This window comes from Pseudoalteromonas sp. CF6-2, assembly GCF_021729425.1.
Taxonomy (GTDB): Bacteria; Pseudomonadota; Gammaproteobacteria; order Enterobacterales; family Alteromonadaceae; genus Pseudoalteromonas; species Pseudoalteromonas arabiensis.
Genome location: NZ_CP091442.1, coordinates 2,613,044 through 2,631,111, shown reverse-complemented (window position 1 = coordinate 2,631,111; position 18,068 = coordinate 2,613,044). Strand labels below are relative to the sequence as shown.

Annotated in this window: 20 protein-coding genes; 16 read left to right on the top strand and 4 right to left on the bottom strand. The window is 41.8% G+C overall.

Annotated features, from left to right (window positions below; genetic code table 11):
* The first annotated feature begins 1 nt into the window (after window position 1).
* From L3Q70_RS12215 to L3Q70_RS12200, 4 genes are all read left to right on the top strand, one after another.
* Complete coding sequence (locus L3Q70_RS12215) at window positions 2-3,112, top strand: multidrug efflux RND transporter permease subunit (RefSeq protein ID WP_062569647.1); 3,111 nt, start codon at window positions 2-4, stop codon at window positions 3,110-3,112.
* Between the two features lie 108 nt (window positions 3,113-3,220).
* Window positions 3,221-3,541, top strand: coding sequence for an HI1450 family dsDNA-mimic protein (locus tag L3Q70_RS12210; protein ID WP_062569648.1), 321 nt, complete (start codon window positions 3,221-3,223; stop codon window positions 3,539-3,541).
* 71 nt (window positions 3,542-3,612) lie between these two features.
* Entirely contained in the window at window positions 3,613-4,395 is a 783-nt protein-coding gene (locus L3Q70_RS12205; protein ID WP_228074502.1) for a DUF481 domain-containing protein, read from the top strand.
* 14 nt (window positions 4,396-4,409) lie between these two features.
* Window positions 4,410-4,886 carry a hypothetical protein gene (locus tag L3Q70_RS12200; RefSeq protein WP_062569650.1) on the top strand — a complete coding sequence of 159 codons (477 nt, stop codon included), beginning with the start codon at window positions 4,410-4,412 and terminating at the stop codon, window positions 4,884-4,886.
* 69 nt (window positions 4,887-4,955) lie between these two features.
* On the opposite strand, the gene L3Q70_RS12195 is transcribed toward L3Q70_RS12200, so the two are convergent.
* Window positions 4,956-5,441: a peptidylprolyl isomerase gene (locus L3Q70_RS12195; RefSeq protein ID WP_054554327.1), complete on the bottom strand. Its 486-nt coding sequence runs from the start codon at window positions 5,439-5,441 to the stop codon at window positions 4,956-4,958.
* A gap of 12 nt (window positions 5,442-5,453) precedes the next feature.
* Complete coding sequence (ygfZ, locus tag L3Q70_RS12190) at window positions 5,454-6,365, bottom strand: tRNA-modifying protein YgfZ (RefSeq protein WP_237114325.1); 912 nt, start codon at window positions 6,363-6,365, stop codon at window positions 5,454-5,456.
* 120 nt (window positions 6,366-6,485) lie between these two features.
* Between ygfZ and L3Q70_RS12185 the strand changes: the two genes are divergently transcribed.
* Both L3Q70_RS12185 and L3Q70_RS12180 read left to right on the top strand, forming a co-directional pair.
* Window positions 6,486-6,737, top strand: coding sequence for a succinate dehydrogenase assembly factor 2 (locus tag L3Q70_RS12185; protein ID WP_062569652.1), 252 nt, complete (start codon window positions 6,486-6,488; stop codon window positions 6,735-6,737).
* A 190-nt stretch (window positions 6,738-6,927) separates the two neighbouring features.
* Complete coding sequence (locus L3Q70_RS12180) at window positions 6,928-7,137, top strand: hypothetical protein (protein WP_157066210.1); 210 nt, start codon at window positions 6,928-6,930, stop codon at window positions 7,135-7,137.
* Here the strand turns inward: L3Q70_RS12180 and nadB are convergent.
* Window positions 7,112-8,734 (bottom strand): L-aspartate oxidase, encoded by a 1,623-nt coding sequence (gene nadB, locus L3Q70_RS12175; RefSeq protein ID WP_062569654.1) that lies wholly within the window; start codon window positions 8,732-8,734, stop codon window positions 7,112-7,114. The genes L3Q70_RS12180 and nadB overlap by 26 nt on opposite strands.
* Window positions 8,735-9,134: 400 nt before the next feature.
* Between nadB and rpoE the strand changes: the two genes are divergently transcribed.
* The 10 genes from rpoE (at window position 9,135) to pdxJ (ending at window position 17,657) form a co-directional block, all read left to right on the top strand.
* Complete coding sequence (gene rpoE, locus L3Q70_RS12170) at window positions 9,135-9,716, top strand: RNA polymerase sigma factor RpoE (protein WP_036969086.1); 582 nt, start codon at window positions 9,135-9,137, stop codon at window positions 9,714-9,716.
* A gap of 1 nt (window position 9,717) precedes the next feature.
* Window positions 9,718-10,344, top strand: a complete 627-nt coding sequence (locus tag L3Q70_RS12165; protein ID WP_062569655.1) for an RseA family anti-sigma factor — start codon at window positions 9,718-9,720, stop codon at window positions 10,342-10,344.
* A 4-nt stretch (window positions 10,345-10,348) separates the two neighbouring features.
* A complete protein-coding gene (locus tag L3Q70_RS12160; RefSeq protein ID WP_193987663.1) occupies window positions 10,349-11,305 on the top strand; it encodes a MucB/RseB C-terminal domain-containing protein in 957 nt (318 codons plus the stop codon).
* Between the two features lie 3 nt (window positions 11,306-11,308).
* Window positions 11,309-11,758 carry a SoxR reducing system RseC family protein gene (locus L3Q70_RS12155; RefSeq protein WP_130150422.1) on the top strand — a complete coding sequence of 150 codons (450 nt, stop codon included), beginning with the start codon at window positions 11,309-11,311 and terminating at the stop codon, window positions 11,756-11,758.
* A gap of 70 nt (window positions 11,759-11,828) precedes the next feature.
* Window positions 11,829-13,616, top strand: coding sequence for a translation elongation factor 4 (gene lepA / locus L3Q70_RS12150; protein ID WP_062569658.1), 1,788 nt, complete (start codon window positions 11,829-11,831; stop codon window positions 13,614-13,616).
* Window positions 13,617-13,641: 25 nt separating this feature from the next.
* Window positions 13,642-14,577, top strand: coding sequence for a signal peptidase I (lepB, locus tag L3Q70_RS12145; protein ID WP_062569659.1), 936 nt, complete (start codon window positions 13,642-13,644; stop codon window positions 14,575-14,577).
* A gap of 2 nt (window positions 14,578-14,579) precedes the next feature.
* Window positions 14,580-15,257, top strand: coding sequence for a ribonuclease III (rnc, locus tag L3Q70_RS12140; RefSeq protein ID WP_062569660.1), 678 nt, complete (start codon window positions 14,580-14,582; stop codon window positions 15,255-15,257).
* Window positions 15,247-16,179 carry a GTPase Era gene (gene era, locus L3Q70_RS12135; RefSeq protein ID WP_193987662.1) on the top strand — a complete coding sequence of 311 codons (933 nt, stop codon included), beginning with the start codon at window positions 15,247-15,249 and terminating at the stop codon, window positions 16,177-16,179. Before rnc ends, era begins: the two co-directional genes overlap by 11 nt.
* Before the next feature lie 16 nt (window positions 16,180-16,195).
* On the top strand, window positions 16,196-16,882 hold the full coding sequence (recO, locus tag L3Q70_RS12130; RefSeq protein WP_193987661.1) for a DNA repair protein RecO: 687 nt from the start codon (window positions 16,196-16,198) through the stop codon (window positions 16,880-16,882).
* Between the two features lie 43 nt (window positions 16,883-16,925).
* A complete protein-coding gene (gene pdxJ, locus L3Q70_RS12125; RefSeq protein WP_062569663.1) occupies window positions 16,926-17,657 on the top strand; it encodes a pyridoxine 5'-phosphate synthase in 732 nt (243 codons plus the stop codon).
* A 40-nt stretch (window positions 17,658-17,697) separates the two neighbouring features.
* On the opposite strand, the gene L3Q70_RS12120 is transcribed toward pdxJ, so the two are convergent.
* Window positions 17,698-18,024, bottom strand: a complete 327-nt coding sequence (locus L3Q70_RS12120; RefSeq protein ID WP_062569664.1) for a hypothetical protein — start codon at window positions 18,022-18,024, stop codon at window positions 17,698-17,700.
* Window positions 18,025-18,068 lie beyond the last annotated feature (44 nt).

Genomic DNA, 18,068 nt, shown 5'->3' with positions numbered 1-18,068 from the left:
GATGATTAGTAAAACATTTATATCTCGCCCTAAGTTTGCACTGGTTATATCTATTGTTATTACGATTGCGGGCTTAATATCGATGGCTTTATTGCCGGTTAATATGTACCCGCAAATTACCCCGCCACAAGTACAAATCACGGCCAGTTACCCTGGTGCAAGTGCGCAAATAGTCGAAGAGTCTGTTATTAGGCCCATAGAAGAGCAGGTTAATGGTGTTGAAGATATGATGTATATCGAGTCAACTTCATCTAATAACGGCACGGCCAACATAACTGTTTACTTCAAGGTTGGCACTGATACGGACATAGCACAGGTCAATGTGCAAAACCGCGTTGCACTGGCTGAGTCAGGCTTGCCTGAAGAGGTGAAACGTCAAGGAGTGTCAGTAAAGAAAAAATCAAGCTCAATGCTTTTAGGTATTAACCTGTATTCAAGCAAAGATAATATTGATGCTATTTTTCTAAGTAACTACGCGACAAATTATTTAACTGAGCCTTTAGGGCGTATCAATGGTGTGGCCTCAGCGGAGGTGATGGGGGAGCAGACGTACTCGATGCGATTATGGCTGCGCCCAGATAGAATGGCTTCTTTAGAGTTGACGGTGGCGGAAGTACAGGCTGCGCTACAAGAGCAAAACACCATAGTGGCTGCGGGTAAGTTGGGGGCGGCACCAACAGGGCCTAGCCAGCAATTTGAATACTCAATTCAGGCGAAGGGGCGTTTAAAGACACCAGAAGAGTTTGGTCAAACCATTATTCGCGCAAATAAAGATGGTAATTTTGTGCGTTTAAATGATATCGCGCGCATTGAAATGGGTGCTGCAAGTTACAGTACGACCGCCAAATTAAACCAGCAAGATACTGCGTTTATTGTTATTTATCAGCTAACTGAGGCGAATGCGACACAAGTTGCCACCGATGTTAAAGCGCGTATGGAGGAACTAGCAAAGCAGCTACCTGATGGTATTGAGTACTCAATTCCCTATGATACGACTGAATTTATTAATCGTTCTATTGAAGAAGTAGTAATAACACTTGTACAAGCCGTTGGTTTGGTTATTTTAGTGGTGTTTTTGTTTTTACAAAATTGGCGCGCAACACTGATTCCTACCGTTGCGATTCCGGTGTCTTTGGTGGGTACCTTCGCATTTATGATGATGATGGGTTATTCCATCAACCTAATTACGCTATTTGGTTTGGTGCTGGCCATCGGGATTGTGGTTGATGATGCGATTATCGTTATCGAAAATGTTGAGCGGATCCTAAAAGAAGAAAAACTACCGATAAAAGAAGCCGTTACCAAAGCAATGGAGCAGGTATCAGGCCCCATTGTTGCAACCACCCTTGTGTTATTAGCGGTATTTGTGCCTGTTGGATTTATGCCAGGGATCACCGGAGAGCTTTATAAGCAATTCTCCGTAACGATTTCATTCGCTGTACTTATTTCATCTGTTAATGCACTTACTTTAAGTCCTGCGCTGTGTGCTTTGCTATTAAATGAAAAAGCCATGCAGCCAATAAAATGGCTAGCTCCTTTTGAAAATGTGATCACACGCTCAACCAGCGGATATAGCAAAGTAATTAATTTTATCTTAAAGCGTTCTGCGCGAATGGCACTTTTCGCTGTGGTAATTTTTGCTGCCGCAGGGTGGCTTGTAAAAACGGTTCCCACAGGGTTTGTACCCGCAGAAGATCAGGGCTTTTTGTTTGTTGATGTGCAGTTGCCAGATGCAGCAGCAAGTAATCGTACTCAAGAAGTGATGCATAAATTAGGGGATATTGTAAAAAATGAGCCCGCAGCGACTGATTTTATTGCTGTCTCTGGGTTTTCGTTGCTAGGGGGGGCAGGTTCAAATAATGCATTAGGCATTGTGATTTTGAAGGACTGGGAAGAGCGAACTAGTTCTGAGCTCGGCTTACGAGCTGTGTTGACTCGTTTAATGGGGCAATTTTGGGCGATGCCAGATGCGCAGATAATGGCATTTAATCCGCCATCAATTCCAGGTCTAGGTACTAGTGCAGGTTTTGAGTTTAGGTTACAAGATAGTGAAGGGCGTGAGCCTGCTGAGCTTGCTCAGGTATTAAATGGACTTATTTATGAGGCAAATCAGCGTCCGGAGCTTTCTAATGTTTACAGCACATTCAGAGCAAATGTACCGCAATACTTTTTAGAGGTTGACCGTAATAAGGCCAAGGCTCAAGGCGTGGCCCTTAGCGATATTTTCTTAACTTTACAGGCACAATTAGGATCATTGTATATTAATGACTTTAATCAATTTAGCCGCACATACAGAGTGATCATGCAGGCGGAAAGTCGTTTTCGTCAAAATCCAGCAGACTTACAATACTACTATGTGCGTAATGATGAAGGTGCGATGGTGCCGCTTACTACACTTGCTAAGCTTGAGCCAATCCTTGGCCCAACCAGCTTAACGCACTTTAACTTGTATCGCAGTGCGAGTATTAGCGGACAACCTGCAGCAGGTTACTCAAGTGGTGATGCGATAAAAGTCATGCAAGAATTAGCTGAGCAGTTGCCAACGGGTTATGTTTATGAATGGGCAGGGCAATCTAAACAAGAAATAGAAGCCGGTAATGTTGCACCGATTCTATTTGGTTTAGCGGTTGTTTTTGTTTACTTATTCTTAGTCGCACAATACGAAAGTTGGACGATTCCATTTTCGGTCATTGCCGCCGTACCACTGGCGTTATTTGGTGCAATGCTTGCGTTGTATATAATTGGTATGGAAAATAATATTTATGCACAAGTAGGCCTTGTGTTGTTAATTGGCCTATCAACTAAAACTGCGATTCTGATCGTTGAGTTTGCTATGGAAGAACGCTCAGCGGGTAAAGGGATCCTCGAAGCAGCATTAAATGCGGCTAAAATGCGTTTTAGAGCGGTGTTAATGACAGCCCTCTCGTTTGTGCTTGGCGTATTACCTTTGGTATTTGCAAGCGGCGCAGGCGCTGGAAGTCGAATATCACTGGGTGTAACAGTGCTGTTTGGTATGTTAGCTGCTACGATATTTGGTACATTGTTGGTGCCACTATTTTATACCCTTGTGCAAGGGATGCGTGAAAAAATAAAAGGGCAGGCATCTTCATAGCCTAATCAGTGAAAATAAAAAAAGTCAGGGTAACCTGGCTTTTTTTTTGGTAAAACTCAAAAGAGGTTTGTTATCATAGCTTAATTCAAATATCAGAGGGTTTTGGTCATGGCTGGTCCACGCTTATACAGTGAAGAAGAAGTAACACATCAGGCGTATGATATATTTTTAGAATTGGCACCTGACAACTTAAGCGAGCAAGATATTGCTGACTTTAACGAGCACCGCGAAGAGCTCGGTTTTATTGAAGAAGGTGAACCGGATAGTCAATGGCACGATTTTGTTGCATTAGAAATTGAACCTGAGCTGTTTGTGCAAGTCTTAGTAGGACTTGAATTTGATAATCAAGATATTCTGTTTGCCAAAATTTTAATTAGCCGAGATAAAGATGCGCCTTTTTGTCATATTCTTTGGAAAGATAGCGAATAAATTTTCCGCCGATGTTTGATTTAACCCCGAGTTGCTTTTATACACTAAAACGTGCACTTTTAGTCGCTTTTATGCTGGCTAGCTGGCAGGTTGCTGCCGTTGATCCATTTGAAGATTTTCATGAGTATGGTCAGCTATCCGAAGAAGAAATCCATAAAATTCATAAGGGCGAGATGCTTTATGGAGATATGGAATTTGGTTTTATGATTAGTAGTGGTAATACAGATTCAACTAGCTTTAAATATAAAGGTAATCTGTATCAGGATTTTGAGAAATGGCGTAATCAATTCAAAATAGACACCCTATATAAACGAGACCGTAATGACGAAACTGGCGATGATGAAGTCTCGGCTGATCGAATCTTTATATCAGCACAAGGTAACTACAAGCTAAACGTTAAAAATGAATCGTTCTTTATTTATGCGGATTATGAAGAAGATGAATTTAGTGGCTTAGAGTTTAAAAGCACTGTGGCTACAGGCTATGGCAATCGAATATACCAAGGCAGTAAGAACAAGGTTGATATTGATGTTGGGCCTGGCCTTTACCGCTCCGTTGCCGATGAAGATATGGCAACTGAAGAGGATGAAACTAAAACCGGCTACTTATTACGCTTAGCTTTGCAGTGGGAGCGCACGGTATCTGCACGCACACGTTTTAATCAAGATGTGAGTTATGAGCAATCCATGTCAGGGTTAAATTCGCGACTAAAATCAGAAACCTCGCTGATCAGCAAAATCATGGGTGATGTATCGCTTAAATTTACCTATATGTACCGTTACAATTCAAAACCAGAGGAAGACAAGCTTAAGTATGATTCAGAGCTCAGTGCCACCTTTGTTTATAGCTTTTAATTAGAGAGTTCTTTATGTATCAACATAAGCAATACGCACTATTTATCTTTATTGTTTTAGGCTGGATAGGTGGTTTTCTTGCCTTGGCATGGAACTTAATAGGTGCAGATGTGCCATTAATGGGATTTAGTGCGATTTTAGTGTTAGTGGCTTTTTTATTTCATAGCTTAACCATCAAGGTAACGGATAAAACAGTGAGCTGGGCATTTGGGCCAGGTGTGTTTGGTAAAACAGTGAGCTTTGACGACATTGAGTCAGTTAGAGCTGTTAGCAATTCATTTCGTCATGGAATTGGCTTACGTATAACTCACGATGGCTGGGTGTACAGTGTATCTGGTTTTAGTGCGGTAGAACTGGCAATGAAAGATGGTACACATTACCGTTTAGGCACCAATGATCAAGCTGGTTTACTTGCTGCGCTTAATGCGCATATAACTCAACCTGAAGCTATGCCAGAAGCAAAGGAAGAAGTGAGCGCAGAACCTGAGTAAGTGATACCCTTTTGTAGGGCATGCTATAGCTATAAAAAAAGCGCCATTGGCGCTTTTTTAGTGTTTCGTTTAGTGGCTGTGACCGCAACCACCTTCACCGTGCACATGACCATGTGCTAATTCTTCTTCTGTGGCATCGCGTACTTCAAGTACTTCAACATCAAAGTGAAGTGTAATACCTGAAAGAGGATGATTACCATCTACAATCACGTCTTCATCTTGGATTTCAATGATCATGACTGATTGATCGCCTGCATCAGTTGTTGCTCTAAATTGCATACCGACTTCAATTTCCATGCCTTCGAACATTGACTTCGGCACTGCTTGCATTAGGTCGTCGTGACGTTCACCATAGCCTTGTTCTGGCTCTACAGTCACACTGAATGTATCACCGGCTTCTTTACCGAGTAGCGCGTTTTCAAGACCTGGGATTAAAAATCCTGTGCCCACGATAAACACCAGTGGTTCACCATCGAAAGAATTGTCGATGGTATTTTTGTTATTATCCAATACTGAATAATGCATTTTTACCACTTTGTTTGCTGCTACGATCATAGTCATTCCTATTTATTCATCTTCGAGAGAGTAAGGCAGAGCTTGAATTGATAGCTCAACCTGAGGGAGGTGTTTTGCACGTAATACGTGGCCTGTTTCATTGTCATTTGGTAAGACCACAAGGCCCATAAGGGTGTGCGTTTGTTGATTATAACTTTGGCTGATAAGCTTACCTGCACGGCGCCAGTTTTCGCCCATTTGTGTTTCAAGCTCTAGTTCATCGAGTAAACCATCGGCTTTCCCTGCGACGATATACATGGCACGTTTATTTTTTCCGAGATACTTCATGCGGGCGACGGTTTCTTGCCCCGTATAACAGCCTTTTCTGAAGCTAATGCCCCCTATGGCCTGTAAATTAACCATTTGCGGTACATATTCGCCAATAGCATCTTTATTTAAAGAGGGTTCAGCGGCAGCGATTACTGCTTCTTGCCACATGCTGTCATTATCAAGTGCGGTAATATCGTCAGGTAAGCTAAAGTCATTATTTACCATCAATAATACGCGGTTATCTGCAAGCTTCAGTGCTTTGCCTCCTGCAAAATCAACAGCAGTCTGCGTATCATTAAAGTGGATATTCAATAACGTGAGGGTTGAGGTAAGATCTTCACCGATTAAGCCAATAAGCGACTTATCAGATTGCTCAATCTCAACTTGAGAGAATACAGCATACTTTTTTAATTCGCCCAAAGATTGTGCTACCTCAGGTTTAGAGCCAACTAGGTAGTAGTTATCTTGGTATGTAAATAACTTGAACACACCCCAAAGTTTACCTTTGGCATTACAGTGACCTGCCCATAAGAAGTTATCGTTACTTAGCTTATTGATATCTTGAGTAACTTGCCCGTGAAGGTATGACAGCTTATCTTTACCAGAAAGGCTAATAAGCGTATGAGATAATGGGCATGCGTAAACAGTCGACATAAAAACCTTCTTTACGATATAAGTGAGCCCTAATGATAACTTAGTTAGGGTGGCAATTTAAATAGCTGTTTATTCGATTGCAATTTGTTAAACTGCAGACAAATAAGTACGAGGTTTAAAATGACTGAAATTCACAGTAAAGAACGCATTCGTTGGGCGTGCCGCCGTGGTATGCTCGAACTTGATGTTTTATTCATGCCATTCGTTGAGCAAGCGTTTGACTCACTATCTAAAGAGCAGCAAGCTGTATTTCAACGCTTACTTGAGTGCGATGATCCTGATTTATTTGCATGGTTCATGGGACATGAAGAATGCAAAGATGCAGAGCTCAAGGGCATGGTGACGCTTATTTTAGATCGAGTTCGTGTATAGGTTTACCGTCAAAAATAACTTCTCAGACCACAAACCCTTTGTGGTCTTCTTTTGTTTTCTAGCCCTATTATTATACTTTTCTTATAGTCATATCTTATCAGAGCTTTTAGCCTGTTTTGCTTGCCTTGTTATTGGTATTGCTTGTTTCAAAAAAGTACAACAAGCACAACCTAGTGATGGAGTGATAATTTTGCAGCAATCACAGCTAGGCTTTTTTAATGAACAGTTACAACTGCAAGGTGAGATAAGTCCCAAGAGCTATGTATTTGCGAATCATGTAGTTATAAGATTAATTGGCTTTTATCAATCACACTGGCTGATTATTTCGTCAGCCAGTGTTGATGCGCTAAGTTTTTCTCGTTTGCGACGAGCGGTTATTGCAGTGCAGCAACCAGCTTAGGAGTTAAAATAGTGGGGGTTGGGTTTTCAGTTTGATTTGGGTAGTCGATTGTATAATGAAGCCCACGGCTCTCTTTTCGCTCAAGGGCGCTACGAATAATAAGCTCTGCAACTTGTACCAAGTTACGAAGTTCTAGTAAGTTATTTGTAACCCTGAAGTTTGCATAGTAATCATGGATTTCTTGTTGCAGTAATTCAACGCGATGCAGTGCGCGTTCTAAGCGCTTGGTAGAGCGCACAATGCCCACGTAATCCCACATAAATAACCTTAGCTCATGCCAGTTGTGGGTTATAACGATTTCTTCATCTGAGTTAGTGACACGACTTTCATCCCATAAAGGTAATGCTTCTGGCGCAGGAGAGGTGTCAATTTTGCTTAAAATGTCTTTTGCCGCAGCATGGGCAAACACAATACACTCAAGTAATGAGTTACTCGCCATTCGGTTTGCACCGTGAAGACCTGTATAAGCCACTTCACCCACGGCATATAAATTATCGAGATCTGTACGACCATTAAAGTCAGTCATGACACCACCGCACGTATAATGCGCGGCAGGGACGACTGGGATCGCCTCTTTCGTTATATCAAGGCCAACACTTAAGCACTTTGCGTAGATAGTTGGGAAGTGCTCAATAATAAAATCTTTGTCTTTGTGGCTGATATCTAAATAGACACAATTTGCACCAAGGCGTTTCATTTCAAAGTCGATAGCGCGGGCGACAATATCACGAGGCGCAAGCTCTTCGCGCTCGTCAAAATCTTTCATAAAGCGTGTGCCATCAGGGCGCTTTAAATAAGCACCTTCTCCACGCATCGCTTCAGTAATTAAAAAATTTTGTAATTCAGGGTGGTACAAACTTGTAGGGTGGAACTGGTTAAATTCCATATTCGCCACTCGACAACCAGAGCGCCACGCCATCGCAATACCATCACCGCTCGATACATCAGGGTTTGAGGTATATAAGTACACCTTGCTTGCACCGCCAGTTGCAAGCGCGACGAACTTAGCTGCAATCGTTTCTACTTTTTTATCTTCACAATTCCAGACATATAAGCCATGGATATGCTTTCCTTTTCTGCCAAGGCTCTTATCACCAATTAAATCAATCGCATTGTAGTTTTCTAATAACGTGATGTTAGGGTGTGCTTGTACTTGGCTGATAAGAGTTGTTTGTACAGCACGACCCGTTGCATCTGCGGCATGCAGAATACGGCGATGACTATGGCCGCCTTCACGGGTTAGGTGAAAACGTTCTTTGCCCTTTGAGTCAAACTCCATGTCAAAAGGCACACCTTGCTCAATAAGCCACTTTAAACACTTTTTAGCGTTGCTTGCAGTGTAGTGAACCGCATCACGGTCACACAGGCCACCACCTGCATCCAGTGTGTCTTCAACATGAGATTCAATGCTGTCATTTTTCTTATCAAAAACCGCCGCAATACCGCCTTGTGCATACAAAGTAGAGCCTTCTGTAAGTGCCCCTTTACTTAATACGGTTACTTTACAGTGATTAGCGAGTGATAAGGCAAGGGAAAGGCCTGCGGCGCCGCTGCCAATGATAGCGACATCAGTAATGTGATGTTTATTTTGGTTCATGTCTGTGGTCTTAGCGGTTACAATGCTCAGCTGATAGTGCAAAAGTTTGAGCAAAAAAGTTTTGATATGATATATGTATATGTACCATATTTGCTGTAGCACTATTAGTTATTTTAAATGTTATACCAATCTTATTAGATTTTTTGTCATATAAACAGTGTACTATCAACTGTTTTGCACAAATGTAGAATAGCTTTGAATTAGAATAGCTGTTGATTTTAAAGCTATTTTTGAAGTTTTACGCAAATAAGAACGGTATAACTCAATATATTTGCATGCTATCTTATAAAAAAAACATTTTAAACTGAACTTTTATATTCATCGTGCAGTCAGAGTTTGTGTAAACAATGGCGAGTATATGAATAGCAAGCAAGAATCAAACAGAGGAGTACCGGCTCGAATGAGCGAGCAGGATTTGGATTTAGCGCTAGTTAAAAGGGTCCAGCAAGGAGATAAAAACGCCTTCAACCTATTAGTTAGAAAATATCAGAATAAAATCGCAGGCTTGATCTCACGTTATGTGTCGAATCAAGGTGATGTTGCTGATGTCGCTCAGGAAGCTTTTATTAAAGCTTACCGTGCGTTACCTAACTTTAGAGGAGACAGCGCCTTTTATACTTGGTTATACCGTATCGCCGTAAATTGTGCTAAAAATTACTTAGTTGCTCAGGGCCGAAAGCCCCCAGCGAACGATGTTGATGCAGAAGAAGCTGAGTTTTATGACAGTGCAGATGCAATGCGTTCTAACGCATCGCCAGAAAATCTGTTACTCAGTGACGAAGTACGTGCTGTAATTTTTAATACAATTGATAGTTTGCCTGAAGATCTGAAAACTGCGATTACCCTTCGAGAGATAGAAGGGATGAGCTATGAAGAAATAGCCGTGGTTATGGATTGCCCCGTGGGGACTGTACGTTCACGTATATTCCGTGCCCGCGAAGCGATTGATAATAAATTAAATCCATTAATAGGTGAGTCTTAGTATGACAAAAGCAGACGTTAACAAGTTGGATAACGAACAGCTATCCGCATTACTTGACGGCGAACAGCAACTAACCGATGAAGCGATAACAAAAGATGATGTCGCGACATTTGGTCGTTATGCGATGATCGGTGATGCAATGCGTGCTGAGGCAAACAACAGCGCTTTTAACTTTGATATTGCCGACGCCGTTGCAGATGCACTTGAACACGAACCTGTCTATGCCGATTTCGCAAATAAAACAAATGCACCAAAAAGCGAAGAAATTGTGGCAGCAACAGGTACTGACAATGTTGTCGCATTTAACTGGCGCCGCCCATTTGCACAAGTTGCTATCGCAGCAAGCGTTGCAATGTTCGCGATAGTGGGCGTACAAACATTGCCGCAAAACAGTGAGTCACCTGAAAGTGACATTCCATTGCTACAAACAACCCCATTGACTGGCGTGGCATCACCGGTGAGCTACTCATCTGAACAGCCAGCGCTTGAAAATGCACAGCAAGGTTTGCGTGAGTTACAGCAGCAGCGAATTGGTGCACTTGTTCTAGAGCACCATAGACAAGCACGTGTTGCTTATTCATTAGAAAAGTCGCAAACTGAGGCCAAAGCCGAAGAGGAAAATCACTAATTTAATGAAAGTTATTACTTTTATTTTATCGCTGGTAATAAGTGCATCCGCTTTTGCCAGCGACGAAAACCCCGCCAAAGCATTATTATTAGATATGGCTAAAGCCGTTCATACCCGTAATTTTGATGCATCCTTTGTGGTCGTTAAAGGTCAAGCAATGGAGCCTTATCGCTGGTTACACGCAAAACAAGGTGATATTGAGCTTGAGCATTTAAGTTTATTGAATGGTGCTGGTCTTGAGATGGCGCGTGTGAACGATCACGTTACTTATTTTGAGCCACACTCAGAGCCTTACTCTGTCAAAACTGACTCAATTGCAGGACCAATTCCAGAGGTTTTGTTTAAAGATATTGAGCGTTTAAGTGCTCATTATGATTTCGTTCTTGGCGGAAAAGGCCGTATAGCTGGGCGTTCAGCGCAATTGGTTCGTATAGAATCAAAAGACGAGTTTAAGTTTAATTACTGGATTTGGCTTGATACTGAGTCATCATTGTTACTTAAATCTGCTTATGTTAACCACAAAGGCGAAATGCTGGAACAATTACAGCTTACTCATATCAGTGTGACGGAGCAGCCAGCTCCCTTATTGCTTGAGATGCAGAACCGTGACTTTCCAACTCCCTTACCAGTGAGTGAAATTGACAATGAAAGTACAGGTACGGCAGTTAATAACTGGAAGATTGGCTGGTTACCTGATGGATTTAAACTGTTAAAATCTGATCGCCATAAGCTTGATTTAAACAATGAGCTAACAGATTATTACTTGTATTCAGATGGCTTTGTTGAAGTCTCTGTATTTGTTCAAAGACCATTGCCAGGCAAACGTCCCAGTGGTGCGCTTTCATCGGGCGCTACCACAATCTATGTGCATAACAGTGGTAGCTTTGATGTGTCAGTTGTTGGTAATATTCCCGCTATGACAGCTAAAGCCATTGCAGAGTCGGTAGCACGACCTCTTTAAACCATGATTGAACAAACACTCACTGTCGTGTCAGTAAAAGGCACGACAGCAAATTTAGAAGCAGAGCAAAAACAAGCCTGTGCAGGGTGCAATGGCCGTTGTGGCTCACAAGTCTTTGCCAAGTTATTTGGTACCGCTAAAAAAACATTCCCATACACATTCGATAATGAGCTAAAAGTAGGGCAAAAAGTAACCTTAGCGTTGGATGATAGTCATTTAGTAAAACACGCGATGGCTGTGTATATGCTGCCTCTCTTACTTAGTTTAGGGTTCGCTTTAGCTGCTTTTGCAGTATTTTCGCTTGCTGAAGGGTGGCAAATTTTAGCAGCCTTGTTGGGAGGCTTAATTGGCTATGCGATAGCTAAATCAAGGGTTAAGAGCCTAAAACATGATATAAAAGTAATAAAAATTCATCCAATTACTATTCCTTTCACTCAAATAGATGGTGATTAAAGCCAATTAAATGTAAAATTGTCGCTTTATACACTTAGTCCATTTTATATAGAAGTTTAGAATCCAGTTTATGAAGCATATCCGTAATTTTTCGATCATCGCCCATATCGACCATGGTAAATCGACTCTCTCTGACCGTCTTATCCAAGTTTGTGGTGGTTTAACAGACCGTGAAATGCAGCAGCAGGTGTTAGACTCAATGGACATTGAGCGTGAGCGTGGTATCACCATTAAAGCGCAAAGTGTAACGCTAAATTATACAGCCAAAGATGGCGAGACCTATCAATTAAACTTCATCGATACCCCAGGGCACGTTGACTTCACTTACGAAGTATCACGTTCGCTTGCAGCCTGTGAAGGTGCGCTTTTAGTTGTTGATGCGGGTCAAGGTGTAGAAGCACAAACTTTGGCTAACTGCTATACAGCGATTGAAATGGACTTAGAAGTTATTCCTGTTCTAAACAAAATCGACTTACCGCAAGCCGATCCACTTCGCGTTGCTGAAGAAATCGAAGACATCATTGGTATCGACGCCTTAGAGGCTGTTCGTTGTAGTGCAAAAACAGGTATCGGTATTGAAGAAGTGTTAGAGGTTATCGTTAAAGATATTCCGCCACCAGAAGGTGACAAAGACAAGCCTCTACAAGCATTAATTATCGATTCATGGTTTGACCCATACCAAGGCGTTGTATCATTAGTACGTATCAAGCACGGTGAGCTACGCGCGGGCGATAAAATTAAGATCATGTCGAATGACCAAGTTCACATTGCTGATAAAGTGGGTATTTTCACACCAAAGCAAACTAACACGGGCATCTTAAAAACCGGTGAAGTGGGCTTTGTAATTGCGGGTATTAAAGAAATCCATGGTGCACCAGTAGGTGATACCATTACTTTACAACGTAATTCTGCTCCAGAACGCTTACCAGGTTTCCAACGCATTAAACCACAGGTTTATGCGGGTATGTTCCCAATTTCATCAGATGATTATGAATCATTCCGTGATGCGCTTGATAAACTGAGCTTGAACGATGCATCGTTATTCTTCGAGCCAGAAAATTCAACAGCACTAGGTTTTGGTTTCCGTTGTGGCTTCTTAGGTATGCTACACATGGAAATCATCCAAGAGCGTCTTGAACGTGAATACGATATTGATCTTATTACCACGGCTCCTACGGTAATCTATGAAGTTGAAACTAAAGACGGCGTTAAGCAGATTGATAATCCATCTGATCTTCCACCGGTCAATAATATTCTTGAGATTCGTGAGCCAATTGTTGAAGCTAACATATTAGTTCCACAAGAATTTTTAGGTAACGTAATTACGCTTTGTGTTGAAAAGCGCGGCGTACAAACTAAAATGAACTACCACGGTAAGCAAGTGGCGGTAACATACGAATTACCAATGGCTGAGGTCGTGATGGACTTCTTCGATAAGTTAAAATCAACAAGCCGTGGTTTTGCGTCACTTGATTATAACTTTAAGCACTTCCAAGCGTCAGACATGGTACGCGTGGACGTACTAATCAATGGTGAACGTGTCGATGCATTAGCCATCATTGTACACCGTGATATCGCGCAATCACGTGGTCGTCTATTAGCTGAGGCACTGAAAGATCTGATTCCACGCCAACAGTTTGATATTGCAATTCAAGCGGCAATTGGTCAGCATGTTATTGCGCGTACAACTGTCAAACAGTTACGTAAAAACGTAATTGCAAAGTGTTACGGTGGTGACGTAAGCCGTAAGAAAAAGCTTCTACAGAAGCAAAAAGAAGGTAAAAAGCGAATGAAGCAACTAGGTAACGTTGAAGTGCCGCAAGATGCGTTCTTAGCTATCCTTAAAGTTGGTAAATAATAGAAGTTAATAAAGGAATTAATGCATGGCGGGTTATTTTTCGATTTTTTTAGTGTTGTTAACGCTTGGCTCAGGGCTAATCTGGTTAATTGACCATTTTATGTTTGCACCAAAGCGTCAACAACGCATCGCCCTTGCTCAAAATGCGTCGGGCGGTGAGCTAGACGAAGAAACTGCCGCATTAATTGCGCCAGAACCAAGTATTACTGAAACGGCAAAATCAATCTTCCCGATGATCGCCGCAATTACAATTTTTCGTTCATTTATTTTTGAGCCGTTTCAGATACCATCAGGTTCGATGATGCCAACGCTATTGGTTGGTGACTTTATATTGGTTCAGAAGTACTCATATGGTATTAAAGATCCAGTATGGCGTACTCAACTTGTTGATGTTGATGAGCCAGAGCGTGGTGATATAGTTGTATTTAAATACCCTTTGGATGAGCGCGTGGATTACATTAAACGTGCTGTCGGTTTACCAGGGGATAAAATAGTTTATCGTAATAAGCATCTTTATATCCAACCTAAGTGTGAGGATGGAGCAACGCAGCAAGGTGAGTTGTTGTGTAATGAATACAATAAAATTGATATGGAAATTCTCAATAGTGACGAATTCAAGCAAGGGTCTATGAATTTAGTACGCTTAGATGAAAATCTAGGCACAGTGAATCATAACATCTTGATTAACCCTGAAGCGCTTGAAATGAAGGGCCGTTATTATCAACAACCAGGTACACGCTCAGATGAGTGGGTTGTTCCTGCTGATCATTATTTTATGATGGGTGATAATCGTGATAACAGCCAAGACAGTCGCTTTTGGGGCTTTGTGCCAAAAGAAAACCTGGTAGGTAAAGCCGTCTTTATATGGATGAGTTTTGAATTTGAAAATGGCCCAGATGACTTCTTACCAAGCTGGGTTCCAACTGGTGTTCGTTTTGAACGCCTAGGTAATATTCAGTAACGATGAAAAAAAACGTAACAGAGTTATACAAAAAAATAGGTTATACATTCACTGATCAAGCTTTGCTTGAACAGGCAATGACGCACCGCAGCCATAAAGGTCAACATAATGAGCGCTTAGAGTTTTTAGGTGATTCTATATTGAGCTTTGTGATTGCGAATGCGCTTTACAGCAAATTTCCTAAAGCGCGAGAAGGTGACTTAAGTCGCATGCGCTCAACCTTAGTGCGTGGTCAAACACTGGCTGAATTTGGTCTTGAGTTTGGCTTAGGCGATTACTTACGCTTGGGTCCTGGTGAGCTTAAAAGCGGCGGTTTTCGTCGTGAATCGACCTTAGCCGACGCAGTTGAAGCCATTATTGGTGCCGTATTCCTTGATTCAAACATTGAACAATGTGGTGAGTTAATTTTAAGCTGGTATGAATCGCGACTTGATGCAATTTCACCGGGTTTAAATCAGAAAGATCCAAAGACATTACTTCAAGAATACTTACAAGCGCGCAAGTTATCGTTACCAGGCTACACTGTTATTGATACAAAAGGTCAAGCGCACAATCAAACATTCACGGTTGAATGTATTGTTGAAGGGATGGATAGTATTATCTCAGTCGGTAGCTCGCGTCGTAAAGCGGAGCAAAAAGCTGCTGAAAAAGCCTTAAAGATACTTAAAAATGAATCTTGATGATTTAATTAGCAAAGAGCCAGCAGAGCTTGATACGCACTGCGGGATGATTGCCATTGTTGGCCGTCCAAATGTGGGTAAATCAACTTTACTTAACTACATTGTTGAGCAAAAGGTGAGTATTACCTCCCGTAAACCACAAACCACACGTCATCGTATTATGGGTATTCATACAGAAGGCAAATATCAAGCCGTGTACGTAGATACGCCAGGCTTACACGTTGACGAAAAACGTGCCATTAACCGCTTAATGAATCGTGCAGCATCAAGCTCAATTGGTGATGTGGAGCTGATCATTTTTGTGGTTGAAGGTACGCATTGGAATGACGACGATGAGATGGTACTTAATAAAGTACGTCAAAGCGGTCGCCCAGTGCTATTGGTTATCAATAAAATTGACCAAGTTAAAGACCGTGACTTAGTACTGCCGCACATGCAGTTTTTGGGCGGTAAATTTGATTTCGTTGGTATCATGCCTGTTTCGGCAAAGCAGGGAAAAAATATTGAACTCATTAAAGATGAAGTGAAAAAGCGCTTACCGCTTTGTGAATTTTATTTCCCTGAAGACTATGTGACAGACCGTTCAATGCGCTTTATGGCGGCAGAGGTGATCCGTGAAAAGCTAATGCGCTTTATGGGTGATGAATTACCGTATTCTGTTACCGTTGAAATCGAGCAATTTAAATGGCTTGATAACGGTGTATGGCAAATTAATGGTCTGATCCTCGTTGAGCGTGAAACGCAAAAGCGCATGGTCATTGGCAATAAAGGCGAAAAGCTGAAAGTGATTGGCCGTGAAGCTCGTAAGGACCTTGAAGACATGCTTGATAATAAAGTGTTCTTAGAGCTTTGGGTAAAAGTGAAATCAGGCTGGGCTGACGATGAGCGTGCACTACGTAGCCTTGGCTATGGTGAAGACTAAGTAAAGCCTACACGCCATGGATAGCGAATTCTACACAGCATACTTGCTGCATCGACGTCCCTTTAGTGACTCGCAAGTCATGCTAGATATGCTGATAGAAGGCGTTGGTCAGCTCAGAATGCTGGCTCGTATTAGTGGCCGCCAGGCCACTAAACATAAAGCACAACTGCAACCCTTCCAATCACTGCTGGTCAAGTACAGCGGCAAATCAGATTTAAAATACATTAATCACTTTGAACCCCATGATGGCCAAACTATGCTTACTGGCACCGAGCTCTATTGCGGTTTCTATTTGAACGAATTAACTAATCGTATCGTACCAATCAATGAGCCGATGGAAAGTGTTTATCATCTTTATAAGCAGCATTTAGACGAGTTATCAACCACTAAAAACCTACAAGCTGTGCTGCGCTCATACGAGTTTCAGTTACTTGAAATGCTTGGTTATGGCGTTGATTTTAGTGTGGATGCACAAGGAGATGAAATTAACGATGCAGCAAATTACCAGTACTTTGCTGAATACGGCTTTTTGTTGCATGACGACCCCCTCAGTGGCTTTTCTGGAAAGCAGTTAAATGCTATTGCTGCTCATGACTTTAGCGCACCAGATGTGTTATATATGGCAAAGCAATTAAGCCGATATCTACTTAAGCCTTTACTTGGCAAAAAGCCATTAAAAAGCCGTGAGTTATTTATTAAGTAGGCTGAAACTCAGCCATTAATCGTTGTTTTAAACAGGTAAAAAAATGAAAGATATTCTTCTTGGTGTAAACGTTGATCATATTGCCACTTTACGCCAAGCGCGTGGCACAAGTTACCCAGATCCAGCCCATGCGGCCGCGGTTGCTGAACATGCTGGTGCAGATGGTATTACTATTCATTTGCGTGAAGATCGGCGTCATATTCAAGACCGTGACGTGTATGTAATGGCAAAAACAATTCAAACACGTATGAATCTTGAAATTGCCGTAACTGATGAAATGATTGATATTGCCCTTGAAGTGAAACCGGCTTATGTGTGTTTGGTGCCGGAAAAGCGTGAGGAGCTAACGACCGAAGGCGGCCTTGACGTAGTGGGTAACTTTGAAAAAGTAAAAACAGCGACAGAAAAACTAACAGCAGCGGGTATTAAGGTGTCGTTATTCATCGATGCCGACAACGCGCAACTTGACGCTGCAAAAGCCTGTAATGCCCCTTATGTTGAAATTCATACCGGCGCCTATGCTGATGCAGAAAATGACCAAGCGCTTCACACAGAGCTTGAGCGCATTCGCAGTGGCGTACAATATGCCGATAGCCTTGGCTTAATCGTCAATGCGGGTCATGGCCTTCATTACCACAACGTAAAACCGATTGCAGCAATGCCAGAAATCTACGAGTTGAACATTGGTCATGCGATTATTGCCCGTGCAGCAATTGATGGTTTAGAAAAAGCAGTGAGCGATATGAAGCGTTTGATGATTGAGGCGCGTTTATAATTGAGCTTTAGTCACTGAGTTTTAAAACTGCTCCGCGTTTTTATTTGCTCAAATAAATGATCAACTGTGCAAGCTCTGATGATAACAAGGGAGAAAGACATAGCAGGGCGATTAAATACTGGTGCTTTTTCTTATAGTTCTGCAATACTTCGTCACCCAGTGTCGATAGCTCTCCCTTTTTAATTGAATGAAAAATAACGGAGTTTGGTTTCTCCTTCATTAACTTTGCTTTCTTGTTATATTCGTGCCATTGCTGTGTGTAGTTAGTCTTTACGTAATTATTAGCGACTTTACTTAGCTTAGTATAAAGATGAAAAAACCAAGCGAGCGAAACCGCACTAAAGACGATAAGTAAAACAAAATACATAACAGTTTCCTTATGAAATTCACATTTAGAGCATGCAGTCGAAT